The 18,893-nt window shown below is 63.2% G+C and carries 17 protein-coding genes; 14 read left to right on the forward strand and 3 right to left on the reverse strand.

Annotated features, from left to right (window positions below):
* Positions 1-14 precede the first annotated feature (14 nt).
* The 11 genes from ACPFL9_RS05205 to ACPFL9_RS05255 all read left to right on the forward strand — a co-directional run bounded on the left by ACPFL9_RS05205 (position 15) and on the right by ACPFL9_RS05255 (position 12,171).
* A complete protein-coding gene (locus ACPFL9_RS05205; RefSeq protein ID WP_426006209.1) occupies positions 15-695 on the forward strand; it encodes a hypothetical protein in 681 nt (226 codons plus the stop codon).
* A gap of 262 nt (positions 696-957) precedes the next feature.
* Positions 958-2,127 (forward strand): ADP-forming succinate--CoA ligase subunit beta, encoded by a 1,170-nt coding sequence (gene sucC / locus ACPFL9_RS05210; RefSeq protein ID WP_426006210.1) that lies wholly within the window; start codon positions 958-960, stop codon positions 2,125-2,127.
* 12 nt (positions 2,128-2,139) lie between these two features.
* Complete coding sequence (gene sucD / locus ACPFL9_RS05215; protein ID WP_426006211.1) at positions 2,140-3,042, forward strand: succinate--CoA ligase subunit alpha; 903 nt, start codon at positions 2,140-2,142, stop codon at positions 3,040-3,042.
* A 185-nt stretch (positions 3,043-3,227) separates the two neighbouring features.
* Positions 3,228-3,632, forward strand: coding sequence for a tautomerase family protein (locus tag ACPFL9_RS05220; RefSeq protein WP_426006212.1), 405 nt, complete (start codon positions 3,228-3,230; stop codon positions 3,630-3,632).
* Between the two features lie 161 nt (positions 3,633-3,793).
* Positions 3,794-4,801, forward strand: a complete 1,008-nt coding sequence (iolC, locus tag ACPFL9_RS05225) for a 5-dehydro-2-deoxygluconokinase (protein WP_426006213.1) — start codon at positions 3,794-3,796, stop codon at positions 4,799-4,801.
* A complete protein-coding gene (locus tag ACPFL9_RS05230) occupies positions 4,798-5,760 on the forward strand; it encodes a Cgl0159 family (beta/alpha)8-fold protein (protein ID WP_426006214.1) in 963 nt (320 codons plus the stop codon). Before iolC ends, ACPFL9_RS05230 begins: the two co-directional genes overlap by 4 nt.
* A gap of 24 nt (positions 5,761-5,784) precedes the next feature.
* Positions 5,785-7,713 carry a 3D-(3,5/4)-trihydroxycyclohexane-1,2-dione acylhydrolase (decyclizing) gene (gene iolD, locus ACPFL9_RS05235; RefSeq protein ID WP_426007492.1) on the forward strand — a complete coding sequence of 643 codons (1,929 nt, stop codon included), beginning with the start codon at positions 5,785-5,787 and terminating at the stop codon, positions 7,711-7,713.
* 34 nt (positions 7,714-7,747) lie between these two features.
* Complete coding sequence (locus ACPFL9_RS05240; RefSeq protein ID WP_426006215.1) at positions 7,748-9,259, forward strand: CoA-acylating methylmalonate-semialdehyde dehydrogenase; 1,512 nt, start codon at positions 7,748-7,750, stop codon at positions 9,257-9,259.
* Positions 9,260-9,323: 64 nt separating this feature from the next.
* Positions 9,324-10,241 carry a sugar phosphate isomerase/epimerase family protein gene (locus ACPFL9_RS05245; protein WP_426006216.1) on the forward strand — a complete coding sequence of 306 codons (918 nt, stop codon included), beginning with the start codon at positions 9,324-9,326 and terminating at the stop codon, positions 10,239-10,241.
* A gap of 33 nt (positions 10,242-10,274) precedes the next feature.
* Complete coding sequence (locus tag ACPFL9_RS05250; RefSeq protein WP_426006217.1) at positions 10,275-11,288, forward strand: Gfo/Idh/MocA family protein; 1,014 nt, start codon at positions 10,275-10,277, stop codon at positions 11,286-11,288.
* A 10-nt stretch (positions 11,289-11,298) separates the two neighbouring features.
* Positions 11,299-12,171, forward strand: coding sequence for a sugar phosphate isomerase/epimerase family protein (locus ACPFL9_RS05255; protein WP_426006218.1), 873 nt, complete (start codon positions 11,299-11,301; stop codon positions 12,169-12,171).
* A gap of 502 nt (positions 12,172-12,673) precedes the next feature.
* Here the strand turns inward: ACPFL9_RS05255 and iolB are convergent.
* Positions 12,674-13,567 carry a 5-deoxy-glucuronate isomerase gene (gene iolB, locus ACPFL9_RS05260; RefSeq protein WP_426006219.1) on the reverse strand — a complete coding sequence of 298 codons (894 nt, stop codon included), beginning with the start codon at positions 13,565-13,567 and terminating at the stop codon, positions 12,674-12,676.
* A 16-nt stretch (positions 13,568-13,583) separates the two neighbouring features.
* Entirely contained in the window at positions 13,584-14,324 is a 741-nt protein-coding gene (locus ACPFL9_RS05265; RefSeq protein ID WP_426006220.1) for a GntR family transcriptional regulator, read from the reverse strand.
* A 339-nt stretch (positions 14,325-14,663) separates the two neighbouring features.
* Here ACPFL9_RS05265 and ACPFL9_RS05270 point away from each other — a divergent pair, with 339 nt between their 5' ends.
* From ACPFL9_RS05270 to ACPFL9_RS05280, 3 genes are all read left to right on the forward strand, one after another.
* On the forward strand, positions 14,664-15,659 hold the full coding sequence (locus tag ACPFL9_RS05270; protein WP_426006221.1) for a substrate-binding domain-containing protein: 996 nt from the start codon (positions 14,664-14,666) through the stop codon (positions 15,657-15,659).
* Between the two features lie 79 nt (positions 15,660-15,738).
* Positions 15,739-16,797: an ABC transporter permease gene (locus tag ACPFL9_RS05275; protein ID WP_426006222.1), complete on the forward strand. Its 1,059-nt coding sequence runs from the start codon at positions 15,739-15,741 to the stop codon at positions 16,795-16,797.
* Between the two features lie 12 nt (positions 16,798-16,809).
* Complete coding sequence (locus ACPFL9_RS05280; protein WP_426006223.1) at positions 16,810-17,736, forward strand: ATP-binding cassette domain-containing protein; 927 nt, start codon at positions 16,810-16,812, stop codon at positions 17,734-17,736.
* 56 nt (positions 17,737-17,792) lie between these two features.
* Here ACPFL9_RS05280 and ACPFL9_RS05285 read toward each other — a convergent pair whose 3' ends face one another.
* Positions 17,793-18,815, reverse strand: coding sequence for a LacI family DNA-binding transcriptional regulator (locus tag ACPFL9_RS05285; RefSeq protein WP_426006224.1), 1,023 nt, complete (start codon positions 18,813-18,815; stop codon positions 17,793-17,795).
* Between the last annotated feature and the right edge of the window lie 78 nt (positions 18,816-18,893).

The following is an 18,893-nucleotide window of genomic DNA, read 5'->3' on the forward strand; positions in this document are numbered from 1 at the left end:
GCATAATTGAACCCATGCGACAGACTGTATTGGGGATTCTTGCCGCCTTGCTCCTGGTGGTCAGCACAGCCTGTTCGTTCTCGGCCAAGGACCCCCACTACGTGCCGCCGGACCCGCTGCCGCCGCTCGAGCAGCTGACCCAGGTACCGGTCACGGAACAGACCACGTTGTCCGCGGGGGAAGATGTCACCGCTTTCATTACGGCCGACCGGAACGTGGTGTGCGCCATGACCTCATCCAGGGGTGGGCACCTGAACGTCCCGTACCTGCCCAACACGTACTCGGACGCGGCCAACAATAAGTTCCCTGTGGTGCCCGTGGTCCATTGCGAACTCGCCAAGTACGGCAAGCCCGCGCCGGAGGACTTCAGTGACGACTGCGCAGGGACCGGCCTCGGCTATCTGGGCGGGACCGTCCTCCTGACGCCGGACAAGGCAGTCTATGGATCGTGTCGGTCCGGCGTAACACAGATGGAATCGGAATTTGGGCCCAAGGGCACCAAGGACGGTCCGATCTCCAAGCTGCGTGAACTGGGGGAGGGGCAGAACATTGAACGCAATGGACTGCGCTGTTCGGCCTACAACGGCGGCGTCGCCTGCGGGAATGTTTCCGGCGGGGTGGCGTTCTTCGTCAGCCGTGAGGGCTACCAGTTGATTTCCGACGGCGGCAAGACAGTCCGCGGAACCCTGGCCTAGAGCTTCTGGACACCTGGCCGGGGGCGAAAACCCGCGATATCGCGCGGATTTTCTACGTCCGATAGAAGTGTAAGCTTACTCACTTAACCGGTAGTGTGGAGCTGGCGGGACTCCTCAAAGGGCTAAAGTTCCGAGAGGACCTTACGCAATGTGACCGGCTTAAATCCTGGTTGTGACCGCGTACTTTCCGCAGCTGGCTATCGCGGTCATCGCGGTTCCCGGCTGAACAGAAAACTACTTCGACGTAGAAGGACACTAAACCGTGGACCTGTTTGAATATCAGGCGCGCGATATGTTCGAGGCGCACGGTGTACCCGTGCTCGCCGGCATCGTGGCGCACACTCCTGAAGAAGCGAAGGCAGCTGCTGAGAAGATCGGCGGCGTTACTGTCGTCAAGGCACAGGTTAAGGTCGGTGGCCGCGGCAAGGCCGGCGGCGTCAAGGTTGCCAAGTCCGCTGACGAGGCGCTTGAGCACTCCACCAACATCCTGGGCATGGACATCAAGGGCCACACCGTCAACAAGGTGATGATCGCCCAGGGTGCGGACATTGCCGAGGAATTCTACTTCTCCATCCTTCTTGACCGTGCAAACCGCAACTACCTGGCCATGTGCTCGGTCGAGGGTGGCATGGAAATCGAGCAGCTGGCTGTCGAGCGCCCCGAGGCCCTCGCCAAGATCGCCATCGACCCGGCTGTCGGCATCGACCAGGCCAAGGCTGACGAAATCGTTGAGGCTGCAGGCTTCGCCGAAGAACTGCGCGGCAAGGTTGCGGACGTCATCCTGAAGCTCTGGGACGTTTTCAAGAAGGAAGACGCAACCCTGGTCGAGGTGAACCCGCTGGTCCGTACCGGTGCCGGCGACATCGTTGCCTTGGACGGCAAGGTTACCCTGGACGAGAACGCAGATTTCCGCCACGTGCACCACGCAGCACTGGAGGACAAGGACGCAGCAGATCCGCTTGAGGCCAAGGCAAAGGCGCAGGACCTCAACTACGTGAAGCTGGATGGCGAAGTAGGCATCATCGGCAATGGTGCCGGTCTCGTGATGTCCACCCTCGACGTCGTTGCCTACGCCGGCGAGAACCACGGCAACGTGAAGCCCGCCAACTTCCTGGACATTGGTGGTGGAGCTTCTGCCGAGGTCATGGCCAACGGCCTGGACGTTATCCTGGGCGACTCCCAGGTCAAGAGCGTCTTTGTCAACGTCTTCGGTGGCATCACCGCCTGTGACGCCGTGGCCAAGGGCATCGTTGGTGCACTGGCTGAGCTCGGTTCCTCGGCGAACAAGCCGCTGGTTGTTCGCCTCGACGGCAACAACGTCGAAGAGGGCCGCCGCATCCTGACCGAGGCCAACCACCCGCTGGTTACCCTGGCCGCCACCATGGACGAGGGCGCCGACAAGGCCGCCGAGCTCGCCAACGCAGCTAAGTAAAGGGACGCGACAATGTCTATCTACCTCAACAAGGACTCCAAGGTCATCGTCCAGGGCATCACCGGCGGCGAGGGCACCAAGCACACCGCGCTGATGCTCAAGGCCGGCACCAACATTGTCGGTGGCGTCAACGCACGCAAGGCCGGCACCACGGTCCTGCACGGTGACAAGGAAATCAACGTCTTCGGCACCGTCAAGGAAGCTATCGCCGAAACCGGCGCGGACGTCTCCATCGTCTTCGTTCCGCCGGCATTCACCAAGGACGCCGTGGTTGAAGCCATCGAAGCCGAAATCGGCCTCGTCGTGGTCATCACCGAAGGCGTTCCGGTTCAGGACTCCGCCGAGTTCTGGGCACTCGCCCAGTCCAAGGTGGACGCTGACGGCAAGCAGATCACCCGCATCATCGGACCGAACTGCCCCGGCATCATCACCCCGGGTGAAGCCCTGGTTGGCATCACCCCGGCGAACATCACGGGCAAGGGCCCCATCGGCTTGGTTTCCAAGTCCGGTACCTTGACCTACCAGATGATGTACGAACTCCGCGACCTCGGCTTCTCCACCGCGATCGGCATCGGCGGTGACCCGATCATCGGCACCACCCACATCGACGCCCTGGCCGCGTTCGAAGCCGACCCGGAGACCAAGGCCATCGTCATGATCGGCGAAATCGGTGGCGACGCTGAAGAGCGCGCAGCCGACTTCATCAAGGCCAACGTCACCAAGCCCGTTGTGGGCTACGTGGCAGGCTTCACGGCTCCTGAAGGCAAGACCATGGGCCACGCAGGCGCCATCGTCTCCGGTTCCGCCGGAACCGCGCAGGCCAAGAAGGAAGCCCTCGAGGCAGCAGGCGTGAAGGTCGGCAAGACGCCGTCCGAGACCGCCAAGCTCCTGCGCGAGGTTTACGCAGCGCTCTAGTCTCCACGGCTGACCCCCGACGGCGGCCCGTCACCTTTCGAATGGAAGGTGACGGGCCGCCGTCGTACTTTAAGCCCCGTTGTGGGGAGCAAAGTCCCGGCGGTGCTTCCGGCGGGACTTTGCTGTACCCGGAATCGTCCGCGTTTGTTAGTATGTTAGGACAAACTATTTTGAAGGGATCCGCAATGCCTCTCGTTCGCATCGACGTCAACCAGGGCCGCTCGCCCGAGGAGCTCGCCCGTCTCAGCCGCGCCATCCATGACGCCATCCTGCAGGAGTATGGAATTCCCGAGCGGGACTACTTCCACATCCTGACCGAGCATCCGCAGGGGCACATCATTGCCCAGGATGCAGGGCTTGGATTCGAGCGCAGTTCCGGGGTGGTGATGATCCAGATCTTCACCCAGGGGGGTCGCAGCCAGGTGGCCAAGAGTTCGCTGTTCGAAGCTCTTGCGGCCAATCTGGCAGAGGTCGGCGTGGCCGGCGAGGACGTGTTTGTTGGATACGTCGAAAATACGGCGGGGGATTGGTCCTTCGGCTTTGGTCGCAGCCAGTATGTCACCGGAGAGCTGGCTGTTCCTGCCAAATAGCAAGTGCTGTGTCATGTTGTAAATATGTCAGTACAAACCTTTGACAGGACATTGATTCTGGTGCACAGTAGTCATGTGGCCCCGCTCACTGAGGGGTAGCAAGGCATTGGGGCCCAGCGCTCAAAGGTTCAGAGTTCACAAGAGAAAGGTCCACGAGTACCGTGACCCACGAACTGCTCACGATCGGGCGCATCAGCGTTGATATCTACCCGAACGACATCGGTGTCGACCTGGAGGACGTGACGTCCTTCGGCAAGTACCTCGGAGGCTCACCCTCGAATGTGGCCGTCGCGGCGGCGCGCCACGGCCGCCGTACGGGTGTGATTACCCGGACCGGCGATGACCCTTTCGGCAGCTTCCTGCACCGCGAACTGCGCAAGTTCAACGTGGACGACTCCTTCGTCTCGCCCGCGCCGGGTCAAACACCGGCTACGTTCTGTGCAATCAAGCCGGCCACGGACGAGTTCCCGCTCTACTTCTACGGCCGCTTCCCCACGGCTCCGGACCTGCAGATCAAGGCCGAAGAGCTGGACCTCGACGCTATCCGTGAGGCAGGTGTCTTCTGGTCCACGGTGACGGGCCTATGCCAGGAGCCCTCGCGCAGTGCCCACCTTGCAGCACACGAGGCCCGCCCCCGCACGGGTCTGCAGCCTGGACAATTCACCATCCTGGACCTGGACTACCGGCCCATGTTCTGGGCCTCCGAAGAGGAAGCCCGCGCCGAAGTGGCCAGGATCCTCCCGCACGTGAGCGTCGCCATCGGTAACGACAAGGAGTGCTCCGTGGCGGTAGGGGAGGGCACTCCTGATGAGCAGGCGGACCGCCTCCTGGCCGCCGGCGTCGAGATCGCGGTCGTGAAGCTGGGCGCTGAAGGCGTCATGGCGAAGACCCGCACCGAACGCGTGGTGTCTGCGCCGGTCCCCGTTGAGACCGTCAACGGCCTCGGCGCCGGCGACTCCTTCGGTGGGGCGTTCTGCCATGGCCTGCTGTCCGGGTGGCCGCTCTCGGAGGTCCTCGATTACGCGAATGCCTCGGGTGCGATTGTCGCCTCCCGCCTTTCCTGCGCGGATGCCATGCCGACGCCGGATGAGGTCACCTCGCTGCTGGCCGAACGCGGCCGCCCCATCCCCGGCGCATCCGCCGCACTCGCAGAAGGAGCCGTGCGTTGAGCATCAATGATGACCCCCGCCGTTACGAACACTTGAGCCGCTTACGGCTGGAGGACCCGGAGGCCGTGGCACGCGCAGCTGCCACCCGCCGTCGTCATCCCGGCCTGAAGCACGGCGTGCAGAACTTCATCGTCGCCGCCGACCATCCAGCCCGGGGAGCCCTCGCAGTTGGTACCGATCCGATGGCCATGGCAGACCGGCGCGACCTGCTGGACCGTCTGCAGATCGCCTTGGCCAACCCCGCCGTTGACGGCATCCTGGCCTCGCCGGACATCATGGACGACCTCCTGCTCCTCGGTGCCCTCGAGGGAAAACTGGTCTTCGGTTCGATGAACCGTGGCGGCCTTGCTGGCCTGGTGAACGAGTTCGATGACCGCTTCACCGGTCATACTGCGGCGGCTTTGCAGGCGCTCGGTGCCGATGGCGGCAAGATGCTCACCCGGATTTGTTTGGGCGACCCGGACACGGTGGCCACCCTTGAAGCCACCGCGAAGGCGATTGACTCCTTGGCTGAGCGGAAGCTCATCGCCATGGTGGAGCCTTTCCTGTCTGTTCGCGACGCCCACGGGAAGGTGCGCAACGACCTCCGCGCCGACGCCGTGATCAAGTCCGTCGGTATTGCCGAAGGCCTCGGTTCCACCAGCGCCTACACCTGGATGAAGTTGCCGGTGGTCGCCGGGATGGAGCGCGTCATGGCCTCCACCACGCTGCCCACGGTGCTGCTGGGCGGTGACCCTGACGGTAGCCCCGATGAAGTATTCGCTTCGTGGCAGGCAGCCCTCGCCCTTCCGGGCGTGCAGGGCCTCACCGTCGGACGCACCCTGCTGTACCCGCACGACGGCGACGTCGCAGGGGCCGTGGCAACGGCCGCTTCGCTGCTGAACAACAGTTCGCCCGCTGTCGCCGAGGCTGCAGGGCACACCTCGTCAGACCGTATTCCCGTGAAAGTATCGGAGTAGAGACCAGTGGGAGCAACCCGTCGGATGACCGTGGCGCAGGCCGTGGTCGAGTTCTTGTCCAAGCAGTACACCGTGGACTCTGTTGCCGGTGTGGAGTTCCGTGAGCGCCTGATTCCGGGCACGTTCGGTATTTTCGGGCACGGCAACGTGGCCGGTGTGGGCCAGGCGTTGAAGCAGTACCAGGCCGCGGACCCGACCATCATGCCGTACTACCAGGGCCGGAACGAGCAGGCCCAGGTGCATCAGGCAGTGGGGTACGCACGCCACACGCGCCGCCGGCAGACGTTCGCGATCAGCACCTCGATCGGCCCGGGTTCCTCGAACCTGCTCACGGGTGCGGCGTTGGCGACGACCAACCGCCTCCCGGTGCTTTTGCTGCCCAGTGATACGTTCGCCACACGGGCCGCCGACCCGGTGTTGCAGCAGCTGGAGTTGCCGTACGCATATGACATCACGGTCAACGATGCCTTCCGTCCGCTGTCCAAATTCTTTGACCGGGTGTCCCGGCCGGAGCAGTTGTTCTCCGCCTTCCACCACGGCCTGCGGGTGTTGACGGACCCGGCCGAGACCGGTGCGGTGACCATTTCGCTGCCGCAGGATGTCCAGGCTGAGGCGTTCGAGGTGCCCGAGGAGTTCCTGGCCGAGCGGGAGTGGCGCATCCGACGCCCGGAGGCCGAGGACGATGACATCCGCCGCGCCGTCGAAGCCATCCGTGCAGCAAAGCGCCCGCTGATCATCGCCGGCGGCGGCGTGCTCTACGCCTACGCCAACGACGAACTGGCGAAGTTCGCCGAGCTGACCGGCATCCCGGTAGGAAACACGCAGGCCGGTGTTGGGGTGCTGCCGTGGGATGCTCCGCAGTCGCTCGGTGCCATTGGTTCAACCGGTACGACGGCGGCGAACGCCATCGCTGCCGAGGCGGACCTGATCATCGGCATCGGCACCCGCTACGAAGACTTCACCACCGCGTCCCGGACCGCGTTCCAGAACCCGGACGTGAAGTTCGTGAACATCAACGTCGCGGCAATCGATGCGTACAAGCATGGCACCCACTTGCCGATCGTTGCCGATGCCCGCAAGGCGTTGGTGAAGTTGAACCAGGCACTGGGCGGCTACCGCGTCGGCGCGGACCTGGAAGAGAAGGTCGCAGCCGAAAAGCAGCGCTGGGACGCGACAGTGGATGCCGCGTACGGGCAGGACTACGCACCGTTGGTCAGCCAGAATGCGATCATCGGGGCCACGAACAAGGCCATGGACGCCCAGGACGTAGTGATCTGCGCTGCTGGTTCGTTGCCGGGTGACCTGCACAAGATGTGGCGCGTGCGTGATGCGTTCGGTTACCACGTCGAGTACGCGTACTCCTGCATGGGCTACGAGATCCCCGGCGGCCTGGGCGTGAAGCGCGCCGCGCTGGCCGAAGCCGCCGCCGGTGGCGTGGACAGGGACGTGGTGGTCATGGTGGGGGACGGCTCCTATCTGATGATGCACACCGAACTGGTCACCGCCGTCGCCGAGCGCATCAAACTGATCGTGGTCCTGATCCAGAACCACGGCTATGCCTCCATCGGCTCCCTCTCAGAGATGCTGGGTTCGCAGCGTTTCGGCACCCAGTACCGGGTCCTGGACAAGGAACAGCACTCCTTCGACGCCGGCGAGCACCTGCCTATCGATCTGGCCACCAACGCCGAATCCCTCGGCGCGAAGGTGATCCGGATCGAACCGGGTGAGAAGGTCATCGCCGAGCTCGAGCAGGCCATCCGGGACGCCAAGGCAGCTCCCGAGGAAACCGGGCCGATCGTGATCCACGTTGAGTCCGATCCTCTCCTGGACGCCCCGTCCTCGGAGTCCTGGTGGGACGTGCCCGTTTCCGCGGTCTCGGAGCTCGAATCCACCCAGCAGGCCTACCAGACCTACACCGACCACAAGAACCGCCAGCGCAAACTGCTCGGCTGACCAACCCCTGAACCACCGACAAGGAAGTCCACACATGTCGACGACGACCACTTTGACCACTATCAACCATTTCATCAACGGTGCTGAGTCCTCCGGTGAGGGTGACCGTACCCAGCCGGTGTACAACCCTGCGACCGGGCAGGTCACCGCGCAGCTGCGCCTGGCGAACGAGGCCGACCTGAACACCACGGTCGCCGCTGCCCGCAAAGCCGCTGATTCCTGGGGTGATATTTCCCTGGCCAAGCGCACCGCGGTGTTGTTCAAGTTCCGTGAACTGGTCGCAGCGCACGTCGATGAACTCGCTGAGCTGATCACCGCCGAGCACGGCAAGGTCCTCTCCGATGCCAAGGGCGAGATCGGCCGCGGCCTGGAAGTGGTCGAATTCGCCTGCGGTATTCCTTCTTTGTTGAAGGGTGATTACTCGGACCAGGTTTCCACCGGCATCGATGTGTTCTCCTTCCGCGAACCGCTCGGTGTGGTGGCCGGTATTACCCCGTTCAACTTCCCCGTGATGGTGCCGTTGTGGATGGCGCCGATGGCGATCGCCACCGGTAACGCGTTCATCCTCAAGCCCTCCGAGCGGGACCCGTCCCCGTCGCTGCTGCTGGCCAAGCTCTGGCAAGAAGCCGGCCTGCCCGACGGTGTCTTCCAGGTCCTGCACGGCGGCAAGGAAACCGTCGACGGCCTGCTGACCCACCCGGACGTGGACGGCATCTCGTTTGTTGGCTCCACTCCTATTGCCCAGTACGTCCACGAAACCGCGACCAAGTACGGCAAAAGGGTCCAGGCCCTGGGTGGGGCGAAGAACCACGCGATCGTGCTCCCGGACGCTGACCTGGACAACGCCGCGGACCACCTCGCCGCTGCCGCGTTTGGTTCGGCCGGTGAGCGGTGCATGGCGATCTCTGTTGCCGTCGCGGTCGGGGATGCTGCTGACCTGTTGGTGAAGAAGGTCGAAGAACGTGCCCTGGCCGTGAAGGTCAACAACGGTACCGAACCCGGCGCCGAAATGGGCCCGGTCATCACGCCGGCCTCCAAGGAACGCATCGTGAAGATCGTTACCGAAGCCGAGCAAGCCGGTGCTGCCATGGTGGTGGACGGCCGCGACCTGGTGGTCCCGGGCCACGAAGAAGGCTTCTGGGTCGGCCCCACCGTGATCGACCACGTCAAAACCGAAATGACCGCCTACACCGAGGAGATCTTCGGCCCCGTCCTGGTGGTGGTCCGCGTGGACACGCTCGAAGAGGGCATCAAGCTGATCAACTCCAACCCCTACGGCAACGGCACCGCGATCTTCACCTCCTCCGGCGCCGCGGCACGGAAGTTCCAGCGCTCAGTCACCGTGGGCATGATCGGTATCAACGTGCCCCTGCCCGTCCCGGTGGCCTACCACTCCTTCGGTGGCTGGAAAGCCTCCCTCTTCGGCGACAAACACATCTACGGCCCCGAAGGCGTCTCCTTCTACACCCGCGGCAAAGTCATCACCTCCCGCTGGCCAGAAACCCACCACGCCTCCGGCGCCTCCTACAACTTCCCCTCCAACTAGCCCCACTGTGGTGCCCTGGCAACAACGCCAGGGCACCACGGCCACGAAGAAAGACACCGTTGTCATGACAGACGTCGAGAACAAGCTCATCATCGGCACCGCACCCGATTCCTGGGGCGTTTGGTTTGCGGACGACCCCCAGCAGACACCGTGGGAGCGATTCCTGGACGAGGTTGCAGAGTCTGGGTACAAGTGGATCGAACTGGGCCCGTACGGCTACCTGCCGAACGACCCCACCCGACTCGCGGAAGAACTCAAGCAGCGTGACCTGAAGGTCACCGCCGGTACCGTCTTCACTGCGTTCCACCGCGGTGCCAAGCAGTACGACGAAGCCTGGGAGCCCGCCCGCAAGGTAGCGGAACTCACGGCAGCCATGGGCGGCGAGCACATCGTGGTCATTCCGGCCATGTGGCGTGACGACGTCACTGGCGAGGCCGTGGAAAATGGGGAGCTCAGCGATGAGCAGTGGGCGGATCTCTTCGCCGGCCACAACCGCATGGGCAAGGTCCTCCTGGAGGACTTCGGCCTGCACCAGCAGTTCCACTCCCACGCCGATTCGCACGTCGGTGCCCAGAAGGACATCGAGACCCTCCTCGCGGCCACGGAGCCGGAGTACCTGAACCTGTGCCTGGACACCGGCCACGCCGAGTACTGCGGTGCTTCCAGCCTGGAACTTATCAAGAACTACCCGGACCGGATCGGCTACCTGCACCTGAAGCAGATCAACCCCGAGATCCTGAAGAAGGTCAACGAAGAGAACATGACCTGGGCAGCGGCCAACCTGGCCGGCGTCATGACGGAGCCGCCGAACGGCCTGCCGGACCTTCGAGCCGTCATCGAAGCCGTTGAGGGCTTGAACCGTCCCATCTTCGGCATCGTCGAGCAGGACATGTACCCGGTAGCCTTCGATGTACCGATGCCGATCGCCAAGCGCACCCGCAACTACCTGCTCTCCTGTGGATCCCGTACCCGGGTCCAGTAGCACCGCCAACCCACCTCACGAAGGATAGAAACAGTGACTAAGACTCTCCGCGTAGCCGTCATCGGCGCAGGCCGCATGGGTGCGGACCACATCAAGCGCCTCAGCACGCGCATCCACGGCGCTGAAGTTGCCGCCGTCGTCGACGTTGACCTGGCCCGTGCGCAAGCCGCCATCGAAGGCATCGAGGGCGCAGTGGCCCTGGCCAGTGCTGACGAGGCACTCAACAACGGTGACGTCAACGCCGTCCTGATCGCCACGCCGGGATTCCTGCACGAGGAAATCCTGTACAAGTCGCTGGAGAGGGACTTCCCGATCCTGTGCGAGAAGCCACTGACCCCGGATGCCGAGAGCTCCTGGAAGGTTGTCCAGGCGGAGCTGGCCTTGGGCCACAAGCGCATCCAGGTCGGCTTCATGCGCCGGTTCGACGCCGAGTACGCGGCCTTGGGTTCCATCATCCGCAACAGCGGATTGGGGGAGCTGTTGATGCTGCACCACCAGCACCGGAACCCGAGCACTCCCGAGGGCTTCACCAACGAGATGCTGATCAACGACTCCGTGGTCCACGAGTTCGACGCGATCCGCTACTTTACCGGTGAGGAAATCACGTCCGTGCAGGTCCGGCTTGGCAAGCCGACGCGCAACGCGCCCAGCGGTCAGCACGATCCCCAGCAGGTCCTGATCGAAACAGAATCCGGTGTGCTGGCCGACGTCGAAATTTACGTCAATGCCAAGTTCGGCTACCAGGTGGCCACGCAGGCGTCCTTCGAAGACGGCATCGTGAGCATCGGTGGTGACAGCGGCCCGTACGTCCAGACCGCCGGTAAGTGGGGCGGCAACGTCACCCCCGGTTTCGAGGAACGTTTTGGTGCCGCGTATGACGTCGAGGTGCAGGCTTGGGTGGATGCGGCACTTCGCGGTGAAATCGGCGGACCCACGGCTTGGGATGGTTATGCCACGGCGGCGTGCTGCGAGGCCGGCGTCGAAGCGCAGAAGTCCGGCGAGAAGGTCAAAGTCCAGCTGAACACCAAGCCGGACCTGTACAAGTAAGGACCCGGGCATGAAGATAGCACTTGACCCCACCCCTTTCCACCACAGCCACAGCCTGTTGGAGTTTCCCCGCGTTGCTGCCGACCTCGGGTACAAGTACCTGCAGATGACGCCGCACGCGGACCTTATTCCCTTCTTCAACCACCCCAAGGCCGACGACGAACTGGTGGGCAAGCTCAAGGCAGCGTGCAAGGACGCCGGCGTGGAAATCGCCTCTGTCCTGCCCGTGCTTCGCTGGTCCGGACCGGACGAGGACGCCCGCGAAGCCGCGGTCCGCTACTGGAAGCGTGCCATCCAGATCGCCGTTGACCTGGGCGTGCAGACCATGAACACCGAGTTCAGCGGCCGCCCCGAGAAGGCCGAGGAATCCGAGCGGGCCTTCTACCGCTCCATGGAGGAACTCCTGCCGATCATCGAGCGCGAAGGCCTGGACGTACTGATCGACCCCCACCCGGACGACTTCGTGGAGGATGGCCTGGCCGCACTGCGCGTCATCCGTGGCGTCAATTCGCCGAACATCGGCATGGTCTACGTTGCCTCGCATACGTTCCACATGGGCAACAAGCCGCTTGACATCATGCGTGCCGCCGGGGACAAGCTACGCCTGGTGCACGTCTCGGACACCATGAACCACCACGCCTCCCACGGCCTGCGGTACATCACCAACCCGCCCGGGAACGCCGTGCGTGTCCATCAGCACCTGAAGATCGGTGACGGCGATGTGAACTGGAACGAGTTCTTCGGCGGTCTCAAGGAGATCGGGTTCCTGGACAAGGAAAACACGGTGATGGTCTCTTCCGTCTTCGCCGAGGACGAGAACGCCGAGGAAGTCTCCCGCTACCAGCTCAAGACGATGACGGACTTCATCGCCCAGGCGAAGTAAGCCCAAACCACGAAAGCCCCTTTGACTCGTCGAGTCAGTGATCTGTCCCAAGGACAGGCCCTGCATTCGGTCGATGACGGCACGGCGTTCGTCCGAATCAGGTAGTTGCTCATAGCGAATCTCGCGTCCTAGTACGTCGCCCAGCTCCTCATATAGATTCGCCCATTCGCCCTGCAACTCAGTTCGGATCTGAATCTCGACCCTGCCCCGAAGGTCTTTCAGGTTCAGCAGAACGTGCACAGCGCGGTAACCAGCGTGTGACCCATCTCGGAGGTCCTCTATGGCAATCGCTGGATCTTGTGCGAAGTGCTTGCAAAGGAACGTGGCGACCGCGGCGGTTTCTCATTCCTCATTGAGGCGGGTGGCCGCGATAACCGCTTTGATGCCACGACTGCCTGCTTTTCCAGTGGCGCCACGCGCGGTCAAAATGACGCGGGTTAAGGAAAATTGAAAACGGGTGATGCCCCTAGGACAGTGTCGTAGGGGCATCACCCATTCGGAATCAGGCAGTGAACGGGAGCCTGGAATCCACGTCCTGCCCTTCCCAGGTCTGGCGGATCCAGCCGTGGTGGGGATCGTCGCTAATGAGCCAGTCGCGGACGCGTCCGGGGCCGGCCATGACGTTGAGGTAGTAGAGGTCGTAGCCGGGGGCTGCCATGGCGGGGCCGTGCCAGCCGTAGGGGACCAGGACCACGTCTCCGGTGCGGACTTCGGCGGAGACGTCGATGGGTCGTTCGTCGGAGGCGTAGACGCGGGCGTAGCCGATGGCGTCGTTTTCCTGCGGGGCCGGGGAGCCTGGAGCTACGCGGGTTTCGAAGTAGTAGATTTCCTCGAGGCTGGTTTCGCCTTCTTTTTCCTCGTCGTGCTTGTGCGGAGGGTAGGAGGACCAGTTGCCGGCGGGGGTGATGACTTCGCAGACGATGAAGCGGTCCGCTTCCAGCGCGGCGGGGGTGCCGAAGTTGTGGACTTGGCGGGAGCAGTTGCCTGCGCCGCGCAGTTCCACGGGCGTTTCTGCGGCGGTGACCAGCCTGGTGGGGTACGACGCTTTGGCGGGTGCTGACGCGACCGCGACCCTGCCGCCGTCGTTCGAGCTGATGGTGAGCGCTTTGTCGATGCCGGTGTAGAGGACATCGGTGGGGCCGTGGAAAACGGACTGCCGGCCAGCGAGACTGTACGCCTCGCCGTCGACCGTTACCGTGAAGGCGCCGCTCAGCGGCACCACGATGCGCTCTTCAGCGGCGGCGGAAAGTTCGACGGCGGCACCCGGGGCGAGTGTGGCGGCCTTCAGTCCCGTGTGGGCCCAGCCGTCGACGGCGAGGGACGAATCGGAGGTGCCGAGGGAGATGTCCCACTTGCCGTCAGTGGCGGTTCCCAGCGGGTATACCCAGTTGGCCATAAGTTAAGTCCTTGCGTTAGCGCTGTACGAGGGTCATTTCAAAGCTGTAGGAATCGGCGCGGTAGACGTGGTGTCCGGTTTCGACCATGCGTCCGGTGTCGTCCACCGCGGTGCGTTCCATGGTGACCAAGGCCGAGCCCACTTCGGTTTCGAGCAGGGGAGCCTGGTAGTCATTGGCGATCATGGCGCCGATGCGTTGCGAGGCGAGGCGGAAATTGACGCCGCCGCGCCGCAGGATGGCGTAGAGGCCTTCGCTGGCGAGCTGGGCTTCGTCCATGCTGGTGATGTCGTCCCGGACCCAGTTTTCCATGAGGGCCAAGGGCTTCCCGCCCACTTTGCGGAGCCGGGTGAAGTGGTAGACCTTGGACCCGGCAGGCAGCTGGAGGGCGGTGAGCGTTGCGGCGTCGGCCTCGACGTGGGAGAAGCTGAGCACCTCGGTGGTGGGCTTTTTGCCGTTGTTGCTGAGGTCGTCGTAGAGGCTGGAGAGTTCCAGCGGCCGACGGACCTGGCTGGCTACTACCTGAGTGCCCACGCCCCGCTTGCGTACAAGCAATCCTGCCCGGACCAGTTCATCCATGGCCTTGCGCATGGTGGGCCGGGAAAGGTTCAGTTGGGCTGCCAGTTCGATCTCGTTGTCCAGCCTGCTGCCCGGTTCGAGCACGCCGCTGTGGATGGCATTTTCGATGCCTTGGACAACCTGATGGTAAAGCGGCACCGGGGACGAACGATCGATGCTGAGGCTGAGTTGGTTCGCCACGGTTTCCTCCTGGACGGCTGCGCAAGACCGGCGGGAGCAGGGTTTCGGCTCCTCTGCCGGAAGGACAGATTTGTCCGCTCATGTTCTCTTGATAGGACATACTGCCTTTTTCTGATCATAGCAGCCGGGTTTGGAGCGTCAAGGAAGTTGCGGCCGCCCCGCGCTTGGTGACCTTCGGCCGCCGTCGTAAACCCATCTACTCGAGGTGATAAGTAAAAACATCCTAATGTCAGGACAAAGTATTGACAAAGTGTGAGGCGAGTCACCATGATCTGAGTAGTGGGTGATCCGGATACGAGTCTTATGGACGCCCTCAAGCTGACATCAAAGGAGATAACGGTGGCAAAATTCTCGTGGCGCAAAGCGGCCCTCGCCGCAGCAGTGGTTCCCCTGGTAGCACTGAGCGCTTGTTCGAGCCAGGGCGGCAGGCCGTCCGATTCCGGCGGTGGTGCTGCCGGAGGCCAGGTGGCATCCACGGATCGCATCAAGGTGGCCCTGATTACGCACGCCGCAGCCGGCGACACCTTCTGGGACATCGTGCGCAAGGGTGCTGAGGAAGCATCCGCCAAGGACAATGTCGAACTGCTTTACACGAGCGATCCCGAAGCAGGGCGCCAGGCGCAGCTGGTGCAGCAGGCCATCGACCAGAAGGTTGACGGCATCGCGGTTACGGTTGCTACCCCCGACGCCCTGAAGGACGTCCTCAAGAAGGCAACCGACGCCGGCATCCCGGTTGTCAGCCTCAACGCTGGTGAGTCCGAGTCCGCCAAGCTCGGTGCCTTCACCCACTTCGGCTCCAACGAACAGTTGGCCGGTGAAGCCGTAGGCACCCGCCTTGCCGCCGAGGGATACAAGCACCCGGTCTGCGTTATCCAGCAGCAGGGCCACGTCGGCTTGGAAGCACGTTGCGCGGGCGTTAAGGCCAAGGTTCCCGCCACCGAGATTCTCTATGTGGATGGCAAGGACATGACCGCTGTCCAGTCCACCGCCACCGCCAAGCTCCAGGCGTCCAAGGACGCTGACGTCATTATCGGCCTCGGGGCGCCCATCACCCTGACCCTCCTGAAATCGGTGTCCGACGCCGGCAGCGCGGCCAAGGTGGCCAGCTTCGACCTCAACGCAGAACTGGCCCAGAAGATCGTGGACGGTGCCGTGATCTTTACGGTGGACCAGCAACCGTGGCTCCAGGGTTACATGTCGGTCGACGCCTTGTGGCAGGCCAAGCGAGGGGGCTTCAAGATCGGTGGGGGCCAGCCTGTGCTGACCGGTCCCACCATTGTTGACAAGTCCAACGCTTCCGATGTCCTCAAGTTCGCCCAGCAGGGCGTGCGCTAGATCAGGCTTCAGGCTGCGCGGCGGAGCACGCCGCGCAGCCTGACCATCAGCGCAGCCAGATCAACAAGGAGTCATCCCCATGGCAAACACAGCAACCCTGCCCCCGGCGCCGGCCTCCGCGTCCGGTGATGAACGGGTAGGGCGCCGCAACCCGTTCCAGAAGTTCCTCGCCCGCCCCGAGGTCGGTGCGCTCGTTGGAGCCGTTGTCCTCTTCATCTTTTTCGCCTCGGTCTCCCAGACGTTCACCCAGCCAAACGCACTGGCTACGGTGCTTTACGGTTCTTCCACCATCGGAATCATGGCAGTGGGCGTGTCGCTGCTGATGATCGGTGGCGAGTTCGACCTCTCCACCGGTGTCGCGGTGATTTCCTCCGCACTCACGGCCTCGTTGTTCAGCTGGTACTTCTCCATGAATGCGTGGGTTGGCGTCCTCCTGGCCCTGGTGGTCTCCTTGGGCATCGGGTTCATCAACGGCTGGATCCTTGTCAAGACCAAGCTGCCCAGCTTCATCGTCACCCTGGCCACGTTCCTCATGCTGACCGGCCTGAACCTGGCACTGACCCGACTCATAGGCGGGTCCGTTTCCTCGCCGTCGATTTCCAAGCTGGACGGTTTCGACTCCGCCCGTGCCGTGTTTGCCTCCTCGATCAGCATCGGCGGCGTGGAAGTGAAGATCACGGTGTTCTTCTGGATCGTCCTGGTCCTGATCGCTTCCTGGGTCCTGCTGCGAACCCGTATCGGCAACTGGATCTTCGCCGTTGGTGGCGACGCCAACGCAGCCCGCGCCGTTGGCGTCCCGGTGACCAAGACCAAGATCGGACTGTTCATGGCCGTGGGCTTCTGCGGATGGGTCCTGGGCATGCACAACCTGTTCGCCTTCGACGCCGTCCAGTCCGGTGAAGGCGTGGGCAACGAGTTCCTTTACATCATTGCGGCGGTGATCGGTGGCTGCCTGTTGACCGGTGGCTACGGCTCCGCCGTTGGCGGCGCGATCGGTGCCTTCATCTTCGGCATGGCCAACAAGGGCATCGTCTACGCACAATGGAATCCGGACTGGTTCAAGTTCTTCCTGGGCTTGATGCTGCTGCTGGCCACCATCGTCAACCTCATCGTCAAACGCCGGGCAGAGCTGAAGTAAGGGGCCGGACCAATGAATGCACAACAGATCGACCAGCGAACACTGCTGAAAGACGAGAAGGACCCCTTGACCCACACGCCCGTGCACCTGCTTTCCCTCGAATCCGTGGGCAAGCATTACGGCAACATCATCGCACTGCGGGACGTGACCATGGCTGTGGACAACGGCCGCGTCACGTGTGTCCTGGGCGACAACGGCGCCGGCAAGTCCACCCTGATCAAGATCATCGCCGGCCTGCACCAGCACGATGAAGGTTCATTCAAGATCATGGGCGAGGACCGCAAGCTCGGCTCACCGCGTGAGGCCCTCGACGCCGGCATCGCGGCTGTGTACCAGGACCTCGCCGTCGTCTCGCTCATGCCGATTTGGCGGAACTTCTTCCTCGGCTCCGAGCTGACCACCGGCGTGGGACGGTTCAGGCGCATGGATGTCCAGAAGATGAAGGACATCACCAAGAAGGAACTGGCAGACATGGGCATTGACCTGCGCGACGTTGAACAGCCCATCGGGCAGCTCTCCGGCGGGGAACGCCAGTGTGTGGCAATCGCCCGCGCCGTGTACTTCGGCGCCAAGGTCCTGATCCTCGACGAACCGACGGCCGCGCTGGGAGTCAAGCAGTCCGGCGTCGTCCTCCGCTACATCCTGCAGGCCCGCGACCGCGGCCTCGGCGTCATCTTCATCACCCACAACCCGCACCATGCTTTCCCTGTCGGTGACCGGTTCCTGCTGCTAAAGCGCGGTAAGTCGATCGGCTACTACGAGAAGAAGGACATCACCCTGGAAGAGCTCACCGCCCAGATGGCCGGCGGCGCGGAACTGGCTGAACTGGCCCATGAGCTCGAGCAACTCGGCGGCCACAACGAGGCCCTTGAGGAAGTGAAGGCAGAAGTGGCCGGGGTGGCTGACGCCGCACCGGAGAACACCACGAAGCGCCACTAGGCCTTCCTCGGTCAACTCTGCCCGGTGCCTTGCGTGGCTCCGGGCAGAGTCGTCTTTTAACGTGGGTTTGCTGTTGTGCTCCGCAGGACCAGCAGTGGTTCGATCAACTTCTGTTCCAGTTGAAGAGAAGGTTCTTCGAGCCGGGCAAGGAGCCTGTTCGCTGCATCGGCGCCCACCAGGTCGCTTCGGTTGTCGATGGATGTCAGGTCGAGGTAGCGGAACTTGGCCAAGGGGGAGTTGTCGTAGCCGATCACGGAGACATCTGTTGGAACGGACAGTCCCCGGGCTTTGAGGGCGGCGAAGGCCCCCAGTGCCATGGTGTCGTTGGCGGCGAAGATCGCTGTGATGTCCGGATAGTGGTCCAGGAGCCAGCTTGCCGATTGGTATCCGTCCTCCTCGGAAGTTCCCTCGGCCTGGCCTGTCAGTACTTCGAGGCCGGAAGTCTCCATGGCCCGCTGGTAACCCGACCGCCGGTGCCGGGACGCGCCGTCGTGCCCTGACAGGTGCCCGATCCGCCGATGTCCCAACTGCAGCAAGTGGTTGGTTGCCATGCTTCCACCGGCGTCGTCGTCGTTGGTGATCAAGTCGGCGCCCTCGGGGAGGCCGTTACGCCAGCCGACCACGACCGTGGGCACCCAGGTGCGCTCCAGCATCGCTTCGCTTGATTCTGCTGCGATGACCAGTGCGTCCACGTGCATGGCGAGCAGGCCGTCGGTGGCCTCCTTGATGCGGTTCTCGCCAGGCCGGGAATCGGCGAGCGTGACTTGGTAGCCGCGCTCGGAGAGGACGGATTCCATGCCGCGGAGGAGGTCAACGAACCACAGGTTCCGGTAGTCGTCGATCACCAATCCGATGCTCTTGGTGCGGGTGCTGGCCAAGGTAGTCGCGGCGCGGCTGGGCCGGTAGCCGAGTTCGCTGATGGCGTTTTGGACAGCGTCCCGGCGTTTCGCGCTGACCCTTTCGGGGTTCTTAAGGAAGAGCGAAACCAACGACGGCGAGACGCCGGCCTGGGTGGCGACGTCGTAGAGGGTGGGGCGTCGGGTCTGGGGACTGTTCACGGAATGTTCGGTGCCTTTCATGTCTGCTTCGAGGATAGTCGGCGAAGGATTGACAGGACATATGGACATGGTTACGATCGAGTTCAGCGTCAAAATTGT

This window comes from Paenarthrobacter sp. NyZ202 (assembly GCF_049860755.1).
Classification (GTDB): Bacteria; Actinomycetota; Actinomycetes; order Actinomycetales; family Micrococcaceae; genus Arthrobacter.

Coding starts and splice junctions, on each gene's coding strand:
- ACPFL9_RS05285 (WP_426006224.1), bottom strand. CDS start 18,815: ATGAAAGGCACCGAACATTCCGTGAACAGTCCCCAGACCCGACGCCCC.
- ACPFL9_RS05275 (WP_426006222.1), top strand. CDS start 15,739: ATGGCAAACACAGCAACCCTGCCCCCGGCGCCGGCCTCCGCGTCCGGT.
- ACPFL9_RS05245 (WP_426006216.1), top strand. CDS start 9,324: ATGACAGACGTCGAGAACAAGCTCATCATCGGCACCGCACCCGATTCC.
- iolB (WP_426006219.1), bottom strand. CDS start 13,567: ATGGCCAACTGGGTATACCCGCTGGGAACCGCCACTGACGGCAAGTGG.
- ACPFL9_RS05255 (WP_426006218.1), top strand. CDS start 11,299: ATGAAGATAGCACTTGACCCCACCCCTTTCCACCACAGCCACAGCCTG.
- iolD (WP_426007492.1), top strand. CDS start 5,785: ATGACCGTGGCGCAGGCCGTGGTCGAGTTCTTGTCCAAGCAGTACACC.
- ACPFL9_RS05240 (WP_426006215.1), top strand. CDS start 7,748: ATGTCGACGACGACCACTTTGACCACTATCAACCATTTCATCAACGGT.
- sucD (WP_426006211.1), top strand. CDS start 2,140: ATGTCTATCTACCTCAACAAGGACTCCAAGGTCATCGTCCAGGGCATC.
- ACPFL9_RS05205 (WP_426006209.1), top strand. CDS start 15: ATGCGACAGACTGTATTGGGGATTCTTGCCGCCTTGCTCCTGGTGGTC.
- ACPFL9_RS05220 (WP_426006212.1), top strand. CDS start 3,228: ATGCCTCTCGTTCGCATCGACGTCAACCAGGGCCGCTCGCCCGAGGAG.
- ACPFL9_RS05280 (WP_426006223.1), top strand. CDS start 16,810: ATGAATGCACAACAGATCGACCAGCGAACACTGCTGAAAGACGAGAAG.